Below are 17,763 nucleotides of genomic sequence, written 5' to 3'. Positions count from 1 at the left end.
CTGGGCGCCGAAGGTGCCCAGCTCGCCCCCAAACCCCATATGGGCGCTTCGCGTCGGACGTCGGCCTACGCCGACGTGAGGATGGGTCAGCGCCCGCATGGTTACTTCGAACGGATGGATGCCTCCCGGCGGCCCCAGATCCCCCCGATCGGAAACGCCTCGCGGATCCGAGCGGATTCCTCTGGGGTGAAGGGGCGCAACCCCCACCACACGAGACCGTAACTGAGCACGCCTACGGGCAGCGCCAGAGCCGGCGCAACACCCCATAACGCCCCGGTCAGTCCAATCATGACCCCTCCCGCGATCAACGGCCGCCCCAAGATCTCGGCCCAGGGCAACGGCCCCATCGTCCGCCGCAGGTCGTAATAAAAGGCCATCCCTTCCACGATCTCGGAGAGGATGGTGATGACCGCAGCGGCCGGGTAGCCGAAGGCCGGGATGGTCAACAGGTTGGCGATCCCATTGAACCCCAAGGCGATGAGGAAGGCTTTCGTCTGATAGCGCTGTCGCCCCAGCGCCACCAGCACGTAGTTGATCAGGCTGTTCATCCAGCCGATGGGGATGGACCAGATCATGATCCGCAGCGCGATGGCGGCGTGGGGAAGGTATTGGGCGCCGCCCAGGAGCCAGGAGAGGGGTTCCGCCAGGAAGGTGAAGAGCACGGCGGTGAAGACCGCGACCGCCGCCAGCCCCTTGAGGGTGAGGATCACGGAACGCCGCATGGCCTCGGGCGACCCCGCCGCCTGGCGGGAGATCACCGGGAACACGGCAAAGGTGGTGTACGCCGGGATGATGTTCAACGCGTCCAGCCACTTGTAGGCCGTGCTGTACCACCCGACCTGGACATCGCCTTTCAGCGCCTGGAGGATCGGCACGTCGATCTTGAAGAACAGGGTGGCCAACAGGTGGTTGAGCATCAACGGGCCGGACTCCCGGATCATCTCCCGGCGCAGGGCCGGATCGTCCTCCCAGCGCGGCCGGAAGAACATCCGGAAGGCGATGCCGCTCAGCAAGGAGAGGGTGATGAGGTTCACCGCCACCGAGGAGGCCGCCAACCCCACGAACCCGCCGCCCATCAGCAGGATCGGCACCCCGAAGCTGACCTTGAGGAGGACCGTCACCACGGTGAGCGCCGCCGGGACCTCCGCTTTCTCGTAAATGTAAAAGAGGGCGGTGACCCCGGTGGCCAGGCTGGCCGGGACCTGGGCGAGGGCGAGGAGGAGGATCGCCAGGGCGGTATCCCCGGTGAGCCCGAACGCCCCTATCCAAACGCCCGTGACGGCGAGGAGCAGCGGCATCCCCGCCGCCAGCAGGATCAGCCGCATCGCGGAGCTGTTCACGAAATAGCGGTTCACCGCCTCCGGATGCTTCGCGCCCTCCCGGGTCAGCCAGACGTTGAGGCCGAAGTTGGAGAGGATCTCATACCAGCTCACCAACACGATGGCGAAATAATACTTCCCGGCCGCCTCCGGCCCTAGGATGCGCAGCATCAGCGCCGCGAAGGCGAAGTCGATGGAGCGGGTGAGGAGGTTCAAGGCCATGGCGGTGAGGCTGTTCTTCAAAACCCGGAGGGCGGTGGAGCGCTCCATCTCCGCCCGATACAGCCGCCCCCAGGCCCAGAGGAGCAGCGTAAAGAGCGCCGCCATCCCGCCGATGAAAGTTGTAAAGAACCCCAGCTTGACCGACAGCGGGCTATAGCGAAAGCGCACCGTCCAGCGGCCGGGCGGAAGCATCACCGCGCGGAAGAGGCCGTCGGCGGCGTAGATCTCCAGCCGCTGCTCCTCCCCCTCGCTTCCCCCAATCGGCCGTCGATAGGCGACCCAGCCCGGGAAGAAGGTGTCCGCCAGCACCAGCCACGAAGGCTCCTCCACCGCCGCGTCGATCCACACCTCGTTGATCCCATAAGCCGTCACCGCCACCGGGCGGGGGGTCCCGGGCGACCCGAACCGCTCCAAGGTGGGGATCGGTTGATCGACCACGACGTAGAAGCGGGGGTCGAATTGTCGCAGCGCCGCGATGGGATCCCGATGGAAGACCGTCGCGGTGAGGGGAAGGGTCCACGCCCGGGGCATGGCCCCTTCGTTGCGATAGACCCGCACCTCGCCCTCGTAGACCAGGGTGTAACGGGGCGAAGGGATCGCTTCCTCGGTGATCACATACTTAACGTTCAGGGCATCCAGCAGCGGCGAGTCCAGGGCCTGCGGGTCCGTGATCGGGGCGATGCGGTTGAAGGGAAGCTCATGTTGGGGCTGGATGGCCGAGAGATAGGCCACATAACGCTTGAGGATGATGGAATCGTACCCCCGGATGTCTTGGAGATCGTAGAGCCAGGGCCCGTTGGCGTTGAAGGTCTTCCGGCCGTGGGGATCGAAGGTGGTCAACCGCCACACGCCGCTGTCTTGTTTGAGGAAGCGCACCACCGGCGGCTCATGGGTCAGCCAGCGGGGATCCGCCGCCGGGTTGAACCCCGCCCCCGCCTGGAGCAGATCCATGGCCAGCACGCCGATGGCCACCATCGGGCCCCACGGCTTCCGACGGAGCGCGATCAACGCCAGGCCGCTCCCGAGCGAAACGATCCCGAAGCGGAGAAAATTCCAGAACTGATAAGAGAAGAACATCCGACCGTCCGGGAACGCCTCCGGGGCCTTGGCCAGCGCGCGCAGGGCTCGATCCGCGAGGGCCACCGCTTCCCCCGGGAACACCCATCGGGCAAGGCCCAGAAGCGCCAGGACCACCACACCAACCCCCAGGAACCCCCATCCAGCCCATTGCCGGTCCCTTCCCTGCGCTCGCAGGGCCTGATCGAACCCCGCCCCCGCGAGGCCGGCCATCGCCAGGGTGAAGGGCCAGATCCAGCGGAACGGGGAGTGCAGCTGATTGATGCCCGGCAGGCCGTAGTAGAGCAGCGCATAGGTGGGCAGTCCGAAGGCGAAAGAGAACGAGAGGGCTGCCAGAAGGACCAGGAAGCCCACAGGGACGCCGGAACGACGGAGCGACCGCCAGCGGACCATGGCCAGGGCGGCGAAGGCCCAGGGCAACAACCCCAGGTAGGCACCCCCTTCCACGTAGTTCTTGATCCCCCAGTGGCTGGTGAAGGCCCCGTTCGGGTTGGGTTGGCCGTACGCGTTCACCGTGAAGGGCACCCAGGCCCCGGTGAAGACGTCCCGCACCCCATGATGGCTGGGATTACCGTAGAAGTCCGGGATCAGGAAAACGACGAGGTGCCGCCAGGGGTAGGCCCATCCCAGCACCTGCCGCAGCGTCGCCGTCCCCTCCCGGAAGTTCTCCCGCACCACCTCGTACAGGGGCACCCACTGGGCCGCCCCCAAGGCGAACCCCAGCGCCAGGGCGAATCCCGTCCATCCGAGGGGAACCAAGGCGCGAACGATCCGAACCCAAGCCCCGGAGGCTGGGCGCTCCCATCGGCGCCTCCACGCTTGAACGGCCCTCCACAGGCCGTAGCCCGCGCCCACCAGGATGGTGTAGTAAGTGATCTCCACATGGCCGGCGAGGATGTTCATCGCCAGCGCCAGGGCGGCCATGAGCGCCCAGGGCAGGGCGGCGGGGCGGCCGAAGAGCGGCCGCCGCCCGATCGCCGCGTGGAGCGCGGCGAGCAGATAAGGGAGCCAGGCCGCGCCGGCGACGATCATCGGGAAGACCAGGCTGACCACCATAAAGGCGCTGAGCTCGTAGGCCACCCCGGCGAAGGTCGCCGCCGCCCGACCGAGCCCCCACGTCCGGGCGAGGAGATACATCCCCAGCCCGGCAAGGAAGAGCTGCAGGGCGTTGAAGAGCCCGTACGCCTGATGGATGGGGAAAACCAAAAAGAGGGCGGTGAACGGATAGAGGGCGGAGTGCTGTCCGTTGGCTAGGAACGGCGCCCCCGCGAAGAGATAGGGGTTCCACAGGGGGAGCTCCCCGCGCCGGAAGGCCGCCACCAGGAACCGCTTCCAGGCGTAGTTCTCCAGAACCAAATCCGAAAGCAGCGCGTTGTGGGGAACGGCGATGCCGAAGGCTTCCGCCGCCGCCCGCCAGGGCTGCCATTCATACAAGTTATCCGCGGGGATGAGGGTTCTCAACCCCGTCAGCGTCGGGCCGAGGAGCCACACCGGCAACCCGGCGAACAACAAGATCGGCCCGGCGGCGGAAACGAAAGCACCCACGCGTCGTGCCAGAGAGCCCTTGTGGCCCAAAGACCGAAGGGGATTGACGACGAAGTCGATCATTGGCATCCCTAAAGCTGGACGAATTTGAAGAATTAGCGATTTTAATCGTATATTGGGCGTGAACCCGCAACGGGCCGACCCGCTCCCTTGGCCGCCATCAGGATACATCGAATGGCCTGGCAAGACCACCGAGGAGGGGTACCATGGGCGTTCTATGGAGGCCGGCGGTGTGGCGATGGCTCGGAAACGGGATGATCGTGCTGGGCGTTCTGGTGTGGGCGCCGTTCCTGATGGCGTCGGCCGCCGGCGAGGATTGGCCGATCCTTCCCTTCCTGGTTGCGCATTTGACCGGCGTGCTGGGCGGGTGGCACCTGCGGCGCCGGGCGATGGCTGTGGAGCATCCGGTTGGGGTCGGCGGGGAGATCGGGCGCGGGCGGCGTTGGCTCAGCCGCCTGTTGATCTATCTGGGGGTGCTGGCATGGGCGCCCTATTTCTACCAGACCCGGGGGCTGGGGAAGGAGGTCGAGATCTCCCCCTACCTCGCGGCGCACCTCATGGGGGTCCTCAGCGGCGTGGCCCTGCGCCTCAGCGTGGAAGCCGAGCGGCGTTGGCGCATGCGATCTTCCCAACGATCTTAGGACCGCTCCCCTCCCTCCCCTAATCCCCCCGCATGCTTTCCCGAATGCATCTTATCCCCTCCTCATGGCCCAAGAGGCCACAAGGAGGGGAACAGACACCTTTTGGGGGCCGTGGGCGAAACGGTGCTTTATCCACTGGCGGATGGCCCTTCCCTTCTCCCTGCAGCCCAAAAGGCTGCGGGGAGAAGGGAGCAAGGGGTTAGGGGCCACCTTCGGCGGCCCCTAACCCCTAGAAGACCTCGGGGACCATCAAGCCTCTATTCGTTTGACTCTCCCATGGGATACGGGGCGCGGATCCCCGCCCGGATGACAGCTCCATCGGTCCACGCCCATGCCATATGCGGGGTGTTGTGAGCGATGCCGATACGCCCTGTTGGGTCGAGGACGATCAGGCCGCCCCGCCCGTTCACCTGCTCTTCCAGAAGGCGGATAGCGGCTGCGGCGGCGGATGAGGCGGAGAGGCCCATCGCCATCAGATCGCACGCCGTCTTCGCGATCACCACGCGCATCAACGTCTCCCCCCACCCGGTGGCCACGGCCGCCCCGCGCCGATCGTCGGCATAGGCCCCGCAGCCGATGAGGGCGGAATCCCCAACCCGCCCCGGCCATTTGTTGGATATCCCGCCGGTGGAGACGGCGGCGGCGATATGACCCGCTGCATCCAGAGCCACCGCGCCCACCGTGTCCATCGGCTCCGCCAGGGCCTGGGCTAAAACTTCCCGAAGATCCGGCGGCCCGTTTCGCCGCAAGGCCTCCCAGCGCTCCCGATCCCGTGGCGCCACCAGCTCCGCCTCATCGGCCATCGGGAGCTCCAGGAGCTCCGCCAGGGCCTCGGCCCCGGGGCCGACCAATAGAACGTGAGGGGTGCGCTCCATCACCGCGCGAGCCAGCGTGATGGGGTTCCGGACGCGGCGCACGGCCGCTACAGCTCCCGCGCGTAACGTCGCCCCGTCCATGATCAGGGCATCCATCTCGACCGTGCCCGCCCGGGTCATCACGCTGCCCCGGCCAGCGTTGAAGGTCGGATCATCCTCCAAAGCCCGCACGGCGGCCTCCACCGCATCCAGGGCGGAGCCGCCGGCCGCCAGCACCGACCATCCCGCCTGGGCAGCGCGGCGGCACCCTTCCACCGCCGCCCCTTGCCGTTCCTCCGGGATGGTCCCTGCGCCGCCGTGTACGATGAGCCTCGGTTGGAGCATCGTGGATCCCTTCCTGGAAGGTTTGGGGCATCGGATGGTTAATGGCATGTTGACATAGAAACCAGAAGATCGCTATAATTTTCTTGGAAAGGGCGAGTAGCTCAGGTGGTCAGAGCGCACGGCTCACATCCGTGAGGTCGGGGGTTCGAGTCCCTCCTCGCCCACAACGCCGCAGCCCTCTTGGCTGCGGCGTTGTGTTTTCCACCGCGCAACACCCTTGACCCCACCCACAGCGACCGGAACCTGACCAGGAGTGTAAACCATGCGCACTTATCTGATCCCACTGGTTCCCGGACCCACCACTGTTCCCGCTGAGATCCGAGCCGCTTATCAAGAGGATTATGGATCCGCCGATCTCGAGCCGGAATATTACGAACTGTACGCGGAGACCCAGGAGATGCTTCGAACCATCCTGGGAACCCGCAATTCGGTCGTGATGATGACCGGCGAAGCGATGGTCGCCCTCTGGGGTGCCCTGAAAAGCACGTTGCGGCCGGGGGATCGGGTGGTGGCGGTGGCCACCGGGGTGTTCGGTTACGGCATCGCGGACATGGCCCGCAGCCTGGGCGCTGCGGTGGAAGTGGTGGGGTTCGACTACGACGAGGCGGCGGATCCCCAGCGGGTGGAGGAGGCGATCCGCCGCGTCCGCCCCAAATTGGTCACGATGGTCCACTGTGAAACCCCCTCCGGCACCCTGAACCCGGTGGCCGAAGTGGGGGGGCTGGTGGCCCACTACGAGGTGCCGCTCTTCTATGTCGACGCGGTCTCCAGCGCGGCGGGGGTCCCCCTCCGGGTGGATGAGTGGCACATCGATCTGTGCCTGGTAGGGACCCAGAAGTGCCTCTCCGCGCTCCCCGATTTGGGGATCGTCACCGTGAGCGAGCGGGCGTGGGAGATCGTCCGAGAGGTAGGCTATGTCGGCTACGATGCCCTGGCCCCCTTCCGGACGGCCCTGGAGGATCGATGGTTCCCCTATACGCCTTCCTGGCACGCGATGGCGGCCCTGAACGTCGCCTGCCGGCGGGTGCTGCAGGAAGGTTTGGAGAACGTCTTCCGGCGCCACGCGGAGGTCGCGGCTTACTGCCGGGAACGTCTGAAAGCAATGGGGATCGAACTCTTCCCCCGACGGGAGGAGTGGTGCTCCCCAACGGTCACCGCCGCGAAGGTGCCGCAAAGCCTCTCGTGGCCGGAGCTGGATCGTCGCCTGCGGGAGCGAGGGATGGTCGTGGGGGGAAGCCTGGGGCCGCTGGCCGGGAAAGTATTCCGCATCGGCCATATGGGGGCTCAGGCGGACATGGCGCTCGTGCGCCGGGGGATGGATATTCTGGAGGAAGCGCTCCGGGGATGAGGGTCCTCGACGGGAGGCCCGCTTAAGAGGGGTGGGCGACATCCCCTAAGGCTTGTTCCGCCCACTGCACGGCGCGGGCTTGGAGCGTCTCCCGGTTGGCCGGGGTGAGGGCCCAGAGCGTCACGCCGGGACGGCGCTTGAAGGCCTCGGCCCAGGGGTGAGGGCTCTGGGTGATGGTGGCGATCAGCGGCCGTGGACTGGCAAGCACCGCTTCCAGCGCCTCGCGGAACGCCTGGCTGAACAGCTCCATCTTGCCGATCTCGTCCACCAGCACGATCTCTTTCTCCGCCAGCGCCTGCCGGATCGCGGCCACGCCCAGGCGATCCAAAGCCGTTACATCCACCCCATATCGCCCTACCCGATGGGGGAAGCGCGCGGCCCACTCCACATGGGCGAAGATCGCCGCCCGGCCATCCAGCGTGACGAGCCGGAACCCCAGACGGCCCTGAGGGCCACGGATCTCCTCGGTGTAGAAGCCGCCGGCCCGGTTGCCGAGGGCTTCGGCCACCCGGCGGATCAGGGTGGTCTTGCCCACGCCCGGCCGGCCGGTGATCAACAAAACGGCGCCCATTCCCTGGATCCCAATGCCCCAATGGAGGCGGACCTCTTCGGCCCCACTGGGCAGTGGCCGCCCGTTTCAGCATCGGTTTCTTCGGAGGGTGCGGGCCGCCTTTGGCGACCTGCACCCCCTAAAGAAAAAATCACCGCTTATGCCGCTGGGCGATCTCCCAAATCCACCGGGCAGCATCCAACGCCGCGTCGGGATACCCCATGGCGGCAGCCTGCTGAGACAGACGATCCAGAAGCTCTGGCCGGCTGAGCCACTCCCGCACGGTCTCCTTCACCTGCTCCGGCTCCGGCGCGTAGGCCCCGGCCCCACCGTTCACCACGTAATCCACGTTCCCCTCCTCCTGGCCTGGCAAGTAGTGGGTCAGGACCATCGGCCGGCCCACCGCCAGGGCCTCGGCGATCGTGTTGGGCCCAGCTTTGGTCACGATGAGATCGGCGGCAGCCATCATCTCGGGGATCGTCCGCACAAAGCCGTAAATGTAAGTGGGGATCGGCCACTCCGTCGCCTCCAGGCGACGCCGCAGCCGCTCGTTCCGGCCGGCGACCACGGCCATCTGGATCGGAAGGCCGGATTCGGCCACCGCCCGCGCGTTCTCGAAGACCTTCCCCATGCCCTCCCCACCGCCCATCACCAGCACCGTGGGGAGATCGGGCGACCAACCCAACTGCCTCCGCCAGAAATCCTTCGGTGCGTTCCGCACCTCCCGAAAGCGGAGCCGGATTGGGAAGCCGGTCACCACGACCCGCTCCGGCGGCACCCCGCAGGCGATCGCGCGGCGCCGCGCGCCCTCGTGGGGGGCGATCACCAGATCCGCGTTCGCACACCAGAGCGCATGGATCGTGCCGATGTCGCAGATCACGATCACGAAAGGAACCCGGCGGGGCGCTTTCATCCAGTAACGCAGGGTGATATCGTTAAACAGGGGATGCACCGAGACGATGACATCGGCTGGGTTCTCGGCAAACAAGCGGGTGATTCGCTGACGCACCCAGGGCCAGAACAGATAGATCAGCTGCCGAGCCCGACGGGGGTGGTTGGCGAAATGCCAGGCTCGCGCATACAAGGGCACGATTGCCGGTTTCACCATATAAGGATAGAGCGCAGGGGACCGGTTCAAGGGGAAGGGTGCATACTGAATGAAAGCATCCACGATCCGAGGTTCGACCGCCGGCCCATATAGGGCCCGCAGGCCCTCGGCGAGAGCTTCCGAGACGCTCCGATGTCCTCCCCCGGTGTCCGACATGAGCAACAACACTCGGGTGAGATCCCGAAGGGATGCCCCGGCGGCCGTCTCCGTCTGCGCAGCGTTGCGCATGGCTCCTCACCTCCCTGCAGCGTTTCGAGAATCGATCATCCGGCTGAACGGCTTACGGGGTCCCGGAGCGCTCGCCAAACCCGTTCGGGTGTGGCCGGGATCTGGGTGATCCACACGCCGACCGCATCATAGATCGCGTTGACCACTGCCGGGGCCACGCCGTCCATCGGGATCTCCGCGACCGCCTTGATGCCGAACGGATGGGTTGGCTCAACCGTCTCGATGAAGATCACCCCGAGCTCGGGCACCTCGTGGGCCTGGAAGATCTTATACGGACCAAGGCGCGGGTTGACCACACGGCCCCGCTCGTCGAACACCATCTCCTCGGAGACCGCATAGCCCAGCGCTTGAACCATCCCGCCTTCCACCTGGCCGGACGCCGTCAGCGGGTTGACGATGCGCCCAGCGTCCACCGCCATCACCAGCCGGTCCACCCGCACCTCACCGGTTTCGATGTCCACGGTCACCTCGGCGAACTGGGCCGCGAAGGGCGGTGGAGAGGCGGGCGAGACATAGGAGGCCACCGCCATGATCTGACGCTGGTCCCGATGGTGCAGCGAGGAAAGCGCCACCTCCTCCAGGGTCACGCTCCGGCCGTCCGGCGCCCAGACCCGGCGGTCCGCCAGGCGCAGCTCCCCAGGAGAGACCGGGGCGCCCCGCTCGGTCAGCAGGGCCGCCGCCACCTCCTTAATTTGCTCCGCTACCTGCTCGGCCGCCTTCACCGCTGCCGCGCCGGAGATGTAGGTCGTCGAAGAGGCGTAAGCTCCCTTATCGAAGGGGGTGAAATCCGTATCCGAGGAGTAGACGATGATATCCTCCACCGGGCATCCCAGCACCTCCGCCACCATCTGGGCGATGACCGTGTCGGAGCCGGTGCCCAGATCCGTGGCGCCGATCAGGAGGTTGAAAGATCCATCATCGTTCATCTTGATGCTGGCCGCGCCCATGTCCAGATACGGAATGGCCGTCCCCTGCATCACGCACGCCACACCGATCCCCCGGCGCAGATGCGGCTGGCCCGGCACCCGGTGCCAATCCGGGTTCCCGAATTTTTCATGCCAGCCCACATAGGCGGCGCCGTAGCGGACGCACTCCGGCAGCCCACAGGTATGCACAATCTCGGGGCGTGGCTCTCGCCCCTCGCTCCACGCCCGGCTGAAGGGATGCTCCTGACCCGCCCTCAGGGCGTTCTTCAGGCGGAACGCCAAGGGGTCCAGCCCCAGCGCTCGAGCGATCCGCTCCATATGGACCTCAACGGCGAAGAAGCCCTGAGGAACCCCATAGCCCCGGAAGGCACCCGACGGCGGCGTGTTGGTGTAGACCACATCGGCGTGGAAGCGGATCCGTGGCTCGCCCTTCTCATCCCACGCGGGATACAGGGCCATCGCCTTGTGGCCGGTGTTGCCGGCCACCGTCAGGGCGTGGCTGCCGTAGGCCCCTGTGTCCGAAAGGACGACCATCTCGTTCGCCACAATGGTCCCATCCCGTTTCACACCGGTGCGCATGCGGATGCGCATCGGATGGCGGGAGCGGGCCGCGACGAACTCCTCCTCCCGGGTCCACTCCAGCCGAACCGGGCGGCCTGTGGCGATGGTCAGATGCGCAGCGATGTCCTCGATCAAGACCTCCTGCTTGCCGCCGAAGCCGCCGCCGATCCGCGGCTTGATCACCCGGATCCGCTTGGGAGGAAGGCCCAGCACCGGCGCCAGGATCCGCCGCACATGGAAGGGAACCTGCGTTGAGGTGCGGATCACCAAGCGGTCGTCCTCATCCCAGTAGGTGATCACCACATGGGTTTCCAGGCTGGATTGCTGGACCTTGGGAACTACATATTCGCCCTCAAAAATGTAATCGGCCTCCTCAAAGCCTTTATCCACCTCGCCGATCTCAATGTGGATCTGGGCGGCCAAGTTCCGAGAGGGATCCGAGCCGTTGAAGGGCACGTATTCCGGCTCATCGTGGATCACCGGCGCCCCGAGCTTCATGGCATCGCGGGGATCCAGGACGGCCGGCAGCTCCTCATATTCCACCTCGATCAGCTCCAGCGCCTTCTCGGCGATCTCAGGGGTCTCCGCCGCCACGAAGGCCACCCGATCCCCGACAAAGCGGACCTTTGAATCCAGCGAGAACGTGTCCAGCGGCCCGGGGATGGGATCCGATTGCCCGGCTGTGGAGTAGACCACACGGGGGATGTCCTGATACGTCAGAACAGCCACCACCCCGGGCAGCGCCCGGGCCCGGCTCACATCGATCCGTTTGATGCGCGCATGGGGGACCGGGCTCTTGAGAACTTTGGCGTGCAACATGCCGCGGATCTCAAAGTCATCGGTGAAGGCGGGTTTCCCCTGCACCAGACGGAGGGCGTCCACTTTCTTTTCCGGCTTCCCCACGACGCGGGTCTCCGGGACCGGCTGGGGCAAGACGATGGTGGGCAAGACGATGGTGCGAGTTTGAAGACCGGCACCCCCTCCCGGCTCCGGAGGGGCGATTTCCCCCGCCGGGAACATCTCACCCAGAGGGAGCGAGGCCTCCGGTGGGATGAACATCCGCCGGGTCTCCTCCTCGATGGAGGGGACGGGCTCCCCACGCATTCGGGCTGCTGCCCGCAGCACAGCCTGGACGGGCTTCAGATAGCCTGTGCAACGGCAGAGGATCCCGCTGAAGGCCTCGCGGACTTCTTCTTCCGTGGGATTCGGATTGCGATCCAGGAGGGCTTTGGCGGCCAACACAAGAGCGGGGGTGCAGAAACCGCATTGAATCGCTCCGGCCTCTACGAAGGCCTCTTGAATGGGATGCAGGCCCTCCGTCCGTCGCCAGCCCAGCTCCGGCACCCGCCCCAACCCTTCAATCGTGAGAATGGAACGGCCATCCACCTTGGCCGCCAGGGTCACGCAGGAGAGGATGGGGGCGCCATCGAGGAGGACCGTGCACATCCCACATGAGCCGTCGTCGCAACCGTGCTTCACCCCATAGTATCCAGCGCGGCGCAATAGATCCAGGAGGCGCGTGGATGGGGCGATCGAAAACGCCTGCCGCTCGCCGTTGATGATCAAGGCGATTTCCATAATTCACCCCCAGGTCCCAGGTGAAGAATAAAGAGGCTCCCATAAAGCGGGACCCATTTTGATTGTAGCATACATCTTATGCTCATTTCGGAGCCACCGCCTCTCCCTGTAGCCCCTTGGGCTGTGGGGACGGAGCCCTTTCGCCCCCTCGCCCGGGCTCCGAACGGCGTAACCCCTAAAAAAAGGGCGGGGCCAGGTGCCGAACGCACCCAGCCCCGCCCGAATCCAACGAACCGGCAACCCAGGCTTCTATGCGGGCACGGGTTCAGCCAGCGCAGGAGCCTCAAACTCTTCAATGGGGGGCTGCTCCATCAGATACGCATGCATCGCCCGGGCCGCCCGCATCGCTGCCGCGGACGCCGTCACCACCAGATCCGGCCCGGTGACCCCGTCGCCCGCCGCAAACACCCCCGGCCGAGAGGTCCGACCCTCCGCATCCACCCGAAGGAGGCCCCCTTTGGAGGCCTCCAGGCCTGGCGTGGCGCGGACGATCGTGGGATCCGCCCGGAAGCCTAACGCCAAGACCGCTGCATCAACCGACACGATGAAGTTCGATCCTGGAATCGGCACCGGGCGCCGGCGGCCGCTCTCATCGGGCTCCCCAAGCGCCATGCGAACGAACTCGATCGCAGTCAAACGGCCACCCTCCCCGAGGAAGCGGAGAGGAGCCACCAGGAACTCAAATCGAACACCTTCCTCCCGGGCCTTCTTGCGCTCCTCCCGATTCCCCGGCATCTCCGCCTCGCTGCGCCGATAGTAAATCGTTACCTCCTCCGCCCCTAGACGGATCGCTGTCCGGGCACAGTCCATCGCTGTGTCGCCGCCGCCGATCACCGCCACCCGGCGACCGACCCGCGGAGGCTCCCGCTTCTCCGGGGGGAGATCCTCCAGAGGCAGATTCGCCCGCATGAGGAAGTCCAAGGCCATATAGACCCCCTCCAGGTTCGCCCCTTCCCAATCCGGCTCCACCGGGCGCCATGTCCCCACCCCTAAGAAGATCGCCTGATACCCCTGGGCAAACAGATCGTCTAAGGTGAGATCCTGACCGATTCGGACACCGGTGATGAACTGAACCCCCAACGCCTCGAGATCGGTGACCTTCTGATCGATGACCGCCTTAGGCAGCTTAAAGGCGGGGATGCCATAGCGCAGCAGTCCACCGGGCTTCGGCATGGCCTCAAAGACCGTCACCGAGTGCCCTTGTCGGGCGAGGAACTCCGCGACCGTCAGCCCGGCCGGGCCCGAGCCGACAACCGCCGCCCGTCGGCCGGTGGGCGGGGCGCGGTGGATCGGAAGGGCGCCCTGGCGGCGCTGGAAGTCCGCCACAAAGGCTTCCAGCTTGGTGATGTTGATCGGCTTGCCATAAGCCGAGAGGGTGCACGACCCCCGGCATGTTTGCGGCGGGCAGACCCGCCCGCAGATCTCTGAGAGAAAAGAGGTCTGGCGGAACACCTGGGCGGCCCGCAGGAAATCCCCCTGTTCGATGAACCAGAGGGCGGTCGGGATATCGTTGTGAAGCGGGCACGCCTGGATGCAGGGGGCGGGATCCGGGCAGTGAAGGCAGCGGGCAGCTTCCAGAGGAGCGGTAGCTTCATCATATCCGATTAAGACCTCCGCGAAATCGAATCGACGAGCCTCGGGGGGACGTTCAGCGGGGAAAACGGGCAACAGACGGGTGCGAACCTTCCGCTCGATTACGAATTCATCGCCAGGAATATGCGGGATCATCCAGGCCCTCCTGTTTCAGATTCCCCATTTCATCTTAAAAGACAGCTGGATTGAGCTATAGTGAAAACATTCACATCACATTTCGTGACAAAAATCACAGGTGGTTCGCCTGGACAAGCGGCGCTCTTTGCCGACTCGCCGACCGTTGGCCTCGGAAGCGGCTCTGATGAATCGTTAATTGGCCTCTAATCTGCTTCTGACAACCTTTCCATAATGTAAGTGCTGAGTCGAGAAGGGGGTTATGAGCCGCCGAGAGCGGCCCACACCTGACGAAAACCGCCCGGTCGAAGAGGCTTTTCCAGCGCATCCCTTGTGGAGGTATGGCGGATGAACCTGAACCGGTATACGGAGAAGGCCCAGGAGGCATTGCTCGAAGCGCAACGGCTTTCCGAAGAATACCGGCATCCGGCCATTGAGAACGAGCATTTGTTGCTCTCCTTATTGCGCCAGTCCGACGGCGTGGTGCCGCAGGTGGTACGTCGGGCCGGAGCCGATCCCCAGGAGATGATCGAGGAGCTGGAGCGCTATCTGGCCGGGCGCCCGAAGGTTTACGGGGCCGGCGAGGTGGGCCTTTCCCGCTCGGCCGCCGAGACCCTTCGCCAGGCGGAGCGGGAAGCTCAGGCGATGCGCGACGACTACGTCAGCACGGAACACCTGCTCCTGGCGATGGCCGATCGGGCGGACGGCGCGGCGGGCGCCGTCCTGCGGCGGCGGGGCCTGAGCCGCGACGCGATCATGCGGGCCCTGGCCGCCATCCGCGGCGCTCACCGGGTGACCTCCCCCACGCCTGAGAGCACCTATCAGGCCCTGGAGAAGTACGGGCGGGACCTCACGGCGCTGGCCCGCCAAGGGAAGCTGGACCCCGTCATCGGGCGCGATGAGGAGATCCGCCGCGTCATCCAGATCCTGTCCCGGCGGACCAAGAACAACCCCGTCCTGGTGGGCGACGCCGGTGTGGGGAAGACGGCGATCGTGGAAGGCCTGGCCCAGCGCATCGTCCGCGGCGACGTCCCAGAGGGCCTGAAGAACAAGCGGATCGTGCAGCTGGACATGGGGGCCCTGGTGGCCGGGGCCAAGTACCGGGGCGAGTTCGAGGAGCGCCTGAAGGCGGTCCTCAAAGAGATCGCCGACGCCCAGGGCGAAATCGTCTTGTTCATCGACGAGATCCACACCGTGGTCGGCGCCGGGCGGGCGGAAGGGGCGCCTATGGACGCGGCCAACATCCTCAAGCCGATGTTGGCCCGGGGGGAGCTGCATTGCATCGGCGCGACCACCCTGGACGAATACCGCCAGTATATCGAGAAGGACCCGGCCCTGGAGCGCCGCTTCCAGCCGGTCTATGTCGATGAGCCCTCGGTGGAAGAGACCATCAGCATCCTGCGGGGGCTCAAGGAGCGCTACGAAGTCCACCACGGGGTGCGCATCACGGACGCGGCGGTGATCGCCGCCGCCACCCTGAGCCATCGTTACATCCCGGACCGTCGGCTGCCGGACAAGGCGATCGACTTGATCGACGAGGCGGCCGCCCGGCTGCGCATGGAGATGGACTCCAAGCCGACGGAGCTCGATGAGCTGGACCGCCGCATCCTGCAGCTGGAGATCGAACGGGAGGCTTTGAAGAAGGAGCGGGACGAAGCCAGCCGGGAGCGGTTGGCGGCCATCGAGCGGGAGATCGCCGAGCTGCGGGAGCGGGCCGATGCCCTCCGCATCCAATGGGAGCGGGAGAAGACCGTCATCCAGAGGGTCCGTCAAATCAAGGAACAGATCCAGCAGACCCAGCACCAGATCGAGATGGCTGAGCGCCGGCTGGACTACGAAGAAGCCGCCCGCCTGCGCTACGGCGTCCTGCCGGATCTGGAGCGGCAGCTCCGGGCGGCGGAGGAGGAGCTGAACGCCCTGAGCCGCGGCAAGCGTTTGCTGAAGGAAGAGGTGGACGCCGAGGACATCGCCCGGGTGGTGGCCGCGTGGACGGGCATCCCGGTGGTCCGCCTGATGGAGGGTGAGACCGAGAAATTGCTGCACCTGGAGGCTCGCATCCATGAGCGGGTGGTCGGCCAGGAGGATGCCGTGCGGGCGGTGGCCAACGCCGTGCGGCGGGCCCGGGCCGGCTTGAAGGATCCCAATCGGCCCATCGGGGTCTTCCTCTTCTTGGGCCCGACGGGCGTGGGCAAGACCGAGCTGGCCAAGGCCCTCGCGGAGGCGCTCTTCAACGACGAACGGGCCATGGTCCGCATCGATATGAGCGAATACCAGGAGAAGCACACCGTCAGCCGATTGATCGGAGCCCCGCCCGGCTATGTGGGCTATGAGGAAGGCGGCCAGCTCACGGAGGCCGTGCGGCGCCGACCCTACACGGTGGTGCTCTTCGATGAGATCGAGAAGGCCCATCCGGAGGTCTTCAACGTCCTGCTCCAGGTCTTCGACGAAGGCCGGCTGACCGATGGCAAGGGCCGCACGGTGGACTTCAAGAACACGATCATTATCATGACTAGCAACATCGGGAGCCAGTGGATCAAGGAGCTGGCCGGGCAGGATGAAATCAAGATGCGCCAGCTGGTCCTCAGCGCCCTGGACCAGCACTTCCGCCCCGAGTTCTTGAACCGGATCGATGAGATCGTGATCTTCCACCCGCTCACCATCGAGCACCTGCGTCAGATTGTGGAGATCCAGCTGCGCCGGCTGCGGGCGATGCTCGGGGAGCGGCGGATGGCGTTGGAGATCACCGAGGAAGCCAAACAGTATCTGGCCACCGTGGGCTACGATCCGGTTTACGGTGCCCGGCCGCTGAAGCGAGCCATCCAGCGCGAGCTGACCGATCCGCTATCGATGGAGATCCTGAAGGGCACGTTCCGCGAGGGCGACACAATCCGGGTGGATCTGCGGGACGGCCGGCTGATCTTCGAGCGGGCGGAGGAGGCCGCCCCCGCCCGCGCGGCATAATCCGCGATGGGATCCACGATGTGGGGGGCGCCCACAAGGGGCGCCCCTACATCGTTCCTCGAGAACATTTCCATTCGGAGTTACGCATGTTGCTCTATCGCATCCGCTGGTCTGGCGAAGAACCTGTTCGTGGTCTGGCTCCGGCAGCCTTGTTACTGCATGGCTGGGGCGGGGATGAATCCTCGATGGCAGTCTTCGAAACCGCCTTCCCGCCGGGATGGCTCTTGGTTCGCCCTCGGGCCCCCTACCCCTTGCCGGCAAACGGCCATGTATGGTATCCAACGACCGCGGATGGGGAACCGGATCCCCAGGCCATCGGGGAGAGCCTCGCTCAGCTGATCCAACTCCTCGATGAGCTCCCCCAGCGCCATCCCATCGATCCGCGGCGATGGCTGCTCGTGGGGTTCAGCCAGGGCGGGGCCATGGCCGCGCGGCTGGCCCTGGAGGTCCCAGAGCGGATCGCCGGGCTCGCGGTGTTCAGCGGATTCCTGCTCGAATCCCCCGATTCGATCAGGCCCCCTTCCCCGTTGGGCTTTCCGGTTTTTATCGCCCACGGCCTCCACGATCCCTTGGTCCCCATCGAACGGGCTCGTCAGCTGTGCGAGCGATTGAGGCACTTGGGGGCGGAAACGACTTGCATCGAATATGCAGGGGGCCATAAAACCGATGTGGAAGCCTGGCGCGCATTTAAAGCATGGTTAAGCCGGATCACCTACCCACAGATCGAATAAGCGAGCATGAGTTGAACAGTTGGTTTTTCTGGGGTTTTTGGGGCGGAGCCGCGCGCCAGATC

Annotated in this window: 10 protein-coding genes and 1 tRNA gene; 5 read left to right on the top strand and 6 right to left on the bottom strand. The window is 65.8% G+C overall.

The genetic code is table 11. The features are described 5' to 3' along the window. Positions 1-101: 101 nt before the first annotated feature. Positions 102-4,226, bottom strand: a complete 4,125-nt coding sequence (locus ACFMO5_RS09745) for an oligosaccharide flippase family protein (protein WP_376792557.1) — start codon at positions 4,224-4,226, stop codon at positions 102-104. Between the two features lie 143 nt (positions 4,227-4,369). On the opposite strand from ACFMO5_RS09745, the gene ACFMO5_RS09740 reads away from it, so the two are divergent. Next, positions 4,370-4,804 (top strand): hypothetical protein, encoded by a 435-nt coding sequence (locus ACFMO5_RS09740; protein ID WP_376792556.1) that lies wholly within the window; start codon positions 4,370-4,372, stop codon positions 4,802-4,804. Between the two features lie 257 nt (positions 4,805-5,061). On the opposite strand, the gene ACFMO5_RS09735 is transcribed toward ACFMO5_RS09740, so the two are convergent. After that, entirely contained in the window at positions 5,062-6,003 is a 942-nt protein-coding gene (locus tag ACFMO5_RS09735) for an isoaspartyl peptidase/L-asparaginase family protein (RefSeq protein ID WP_376792555.1), read from the bottom strand. A 90-nt stretch (positions 6,004-6,093) separates the two neighbouring features. On the opposite strand from ACFMO5_RS09735, the gene ACFMO5_RS09730 reads away from it, so the two are divergent. After that, a tRNA-Val gene (locus ACFMO5_RS09730) sits at positions 6,094-6,167 on the top strand. A 98-nt stretch (positions 6,168-6,265) separates the two neighbouring features. After that, the gene (locus tag ACFMO5_RS09725) at positions 6,266-7,351 is read left to right on the top strand and encodes a pyridoxal-phosphate-dependent aminotransferase family protein (protein WP_376792554.1); all 1,086 of its coding nucleotides are present in this window, start codon (positions 6,266-6,268) and stop codon (positions 7,349-7,351) included. Between the two features lie 22 nt (positions 7,352-7,373). Here the strand turns inward: ACFMO5_RS09725 and ACFMO5_RS09720 are convergent, their stop codons facing one another. The 4 genes from ACFMO5_RS09720 to ACFMO5_RS09705 all read right to left on the bottom strand — a co-directional run bounded on the left by ACFMO5_RS09720 (position 7,374) and on the right by ACFMO5_RS09705 (position 14,030). Then, a complete protein-coding gene (locus tag ACFMO5_RS09720) occupies positions 7,374-7,922 on the bottom strand; it encodes an NTPase (RefSeq protein ID WP_376792553.1) in 549 nt (182 codons plus the stop codon). Between the two features lie 130 nt (positions 7,923-8,052). Continuing rightward, the gene (locus ACFMO5_RS09715) at positions 8,053-9,237 is read right to left on the bottom strand and encodes a glycosyltransferase (protein ID WP_376792552.1); all 1,185 of its coding nucleotides are present in this window, start codon (positions 9,235-9,237) and stop codon (positions 8,053-8,055) included. Between the two features lie 35 nt (positions 9,238-9,272). Further along, entirely contained in the window at positions 9,273-12,302 is a 3,030-nt protein-coding gene (locus ACFMO5_RS09710; RefSeq protein WP_376792551.1) for a molybdopterin-dependent oxidoreductase, read from the bottom strand. Positions 12,303-12,551: 249 nt separating this feature from the next. Beyond that, a complete protein-coding gene (locus ACFMO5_RS09705) occupies positions 12,552-14,030 on the bottom strand; it encodes an FAD-dependent oxidoreductase (protein WP_376792550.1) in 1,479 nt (492 codons plus the stop codon). Positions 14,031-14,357: 327 nt separating this feature from the next. Here ACFMO5_RS09705 and clpB point away from each other — a divergent pair, with 327 nt between their 5' ends. Next, positions 14,358-16,970 (top strand): ATP-dependent chaperone ClpB, encoded by a 2,613-nt coding sequence (gene clpB, locus ACFMO5_RS09700; protein WP_376792549.1) that lies wholly within the window; start codon positions 14,358-14,360, stop codon positions 16,968-16,970. An 86-nt stretch (positions 16,971-17,056) separates the two neighbouring features. Further along, a complete protein-coding gene (locus ACFMO5_RS09695; RefSeq protein ID WP_376792548.1) occupies positions 17,057-17,701 on the top strand; it encodes an alpha/beta hydrolase in 645 nt (214 codons plus the stop codon). Positions 17,702-17,763: the final 62 nt, after the last annotated feature.

Origin of the sequence: Thermoflexus sp., from assembly GCF_042408365.1 — a bacterium.
Lineage (GTDB): Bacteria > Chloroflexota > Anaerolineae > Thermoflexales > Thermoflexaceae > Thermoflexus.
This window is presented reverse-complemented; position numbering and strand designations above follow the sequence as displayed.

Excerpts from the sequence above, each read along its gene's own strand:
- ACFMO5_RS09710 (WP_376792551.1), bottom strand. The coding sequence starts at position 12,302 with ATGGAAATCGCCTTGATCATCAACGGCGAGCGGCAGGCGTTTTCGATC.
- ACFMO5_RS09705 (WP_376792550.1), bottom strand. The coding sequence starts at position 14,030 with ATGATCCCGCATATTCCTGGCGATGAATTCGTAATCGAGCGGAAGGTT.
- ACFMO5_RS09720 (WP_376792553.1), bottom strand. The coding sequence starts at position 7,922 with ATGGGCGCCGTTTTGTTGATCACCGGCCGGCCGGGCGTGGGCAAGACC.
- ACFMO5_RS09715 (WP_376792552.1), bottom strand. The coding sequence starts at position 9,237 with ATGCGCAACGCTGCGCAGACGGAGACGGCCGCCGGGGCATCCCTTCGG.
- ACFMO5_RS09740 (WP_376792556.1), top strand. The coding sequence starts at position 4,370 with ATGGGCGTTCTATGGAGGCCGGCGGTGTGGCGATGGCTCGGAAACGGG.
- clpB (WP_376792549.1), top strand. The coding sequence starts at position 14,358 with ATGAACCTGAACCGGTATACGGAGAAGGCCCAGGAGGCATTGCTCGAA.
- ACFMO5_RS09735 (WP_376792555.1), bottom strand. The coding sequence starts at position 6,003 with ATGCTCCAACCGAGGCTCATCGTACACGGCGGCGCAGGGACCATCCCG.
- ACFMO5_RS09725 (WP_376792554.1), top strand. The coding sequence starts at position 6,266 with ATGCGCACTTATCTGATCCCACTGGTTCCCGGACCCACCACTGTTCCC.
- ACFMO5_RS09695 (WP_376792548.1), top strand. The coding sequence starts at position 17,057 with ATGTTGCTCTATCGCATCCGCTGGTCTGGCGAAGAACCTGTTCGTGGT.
- ACFMO5_RS09745 (WP_376792557.1), bottom strand. The coding sequence starts at position 4,226 with ATGATCGACTTCGTCGTCAATCCCCTTCGGTCTTTGGGCCACAAGGGC.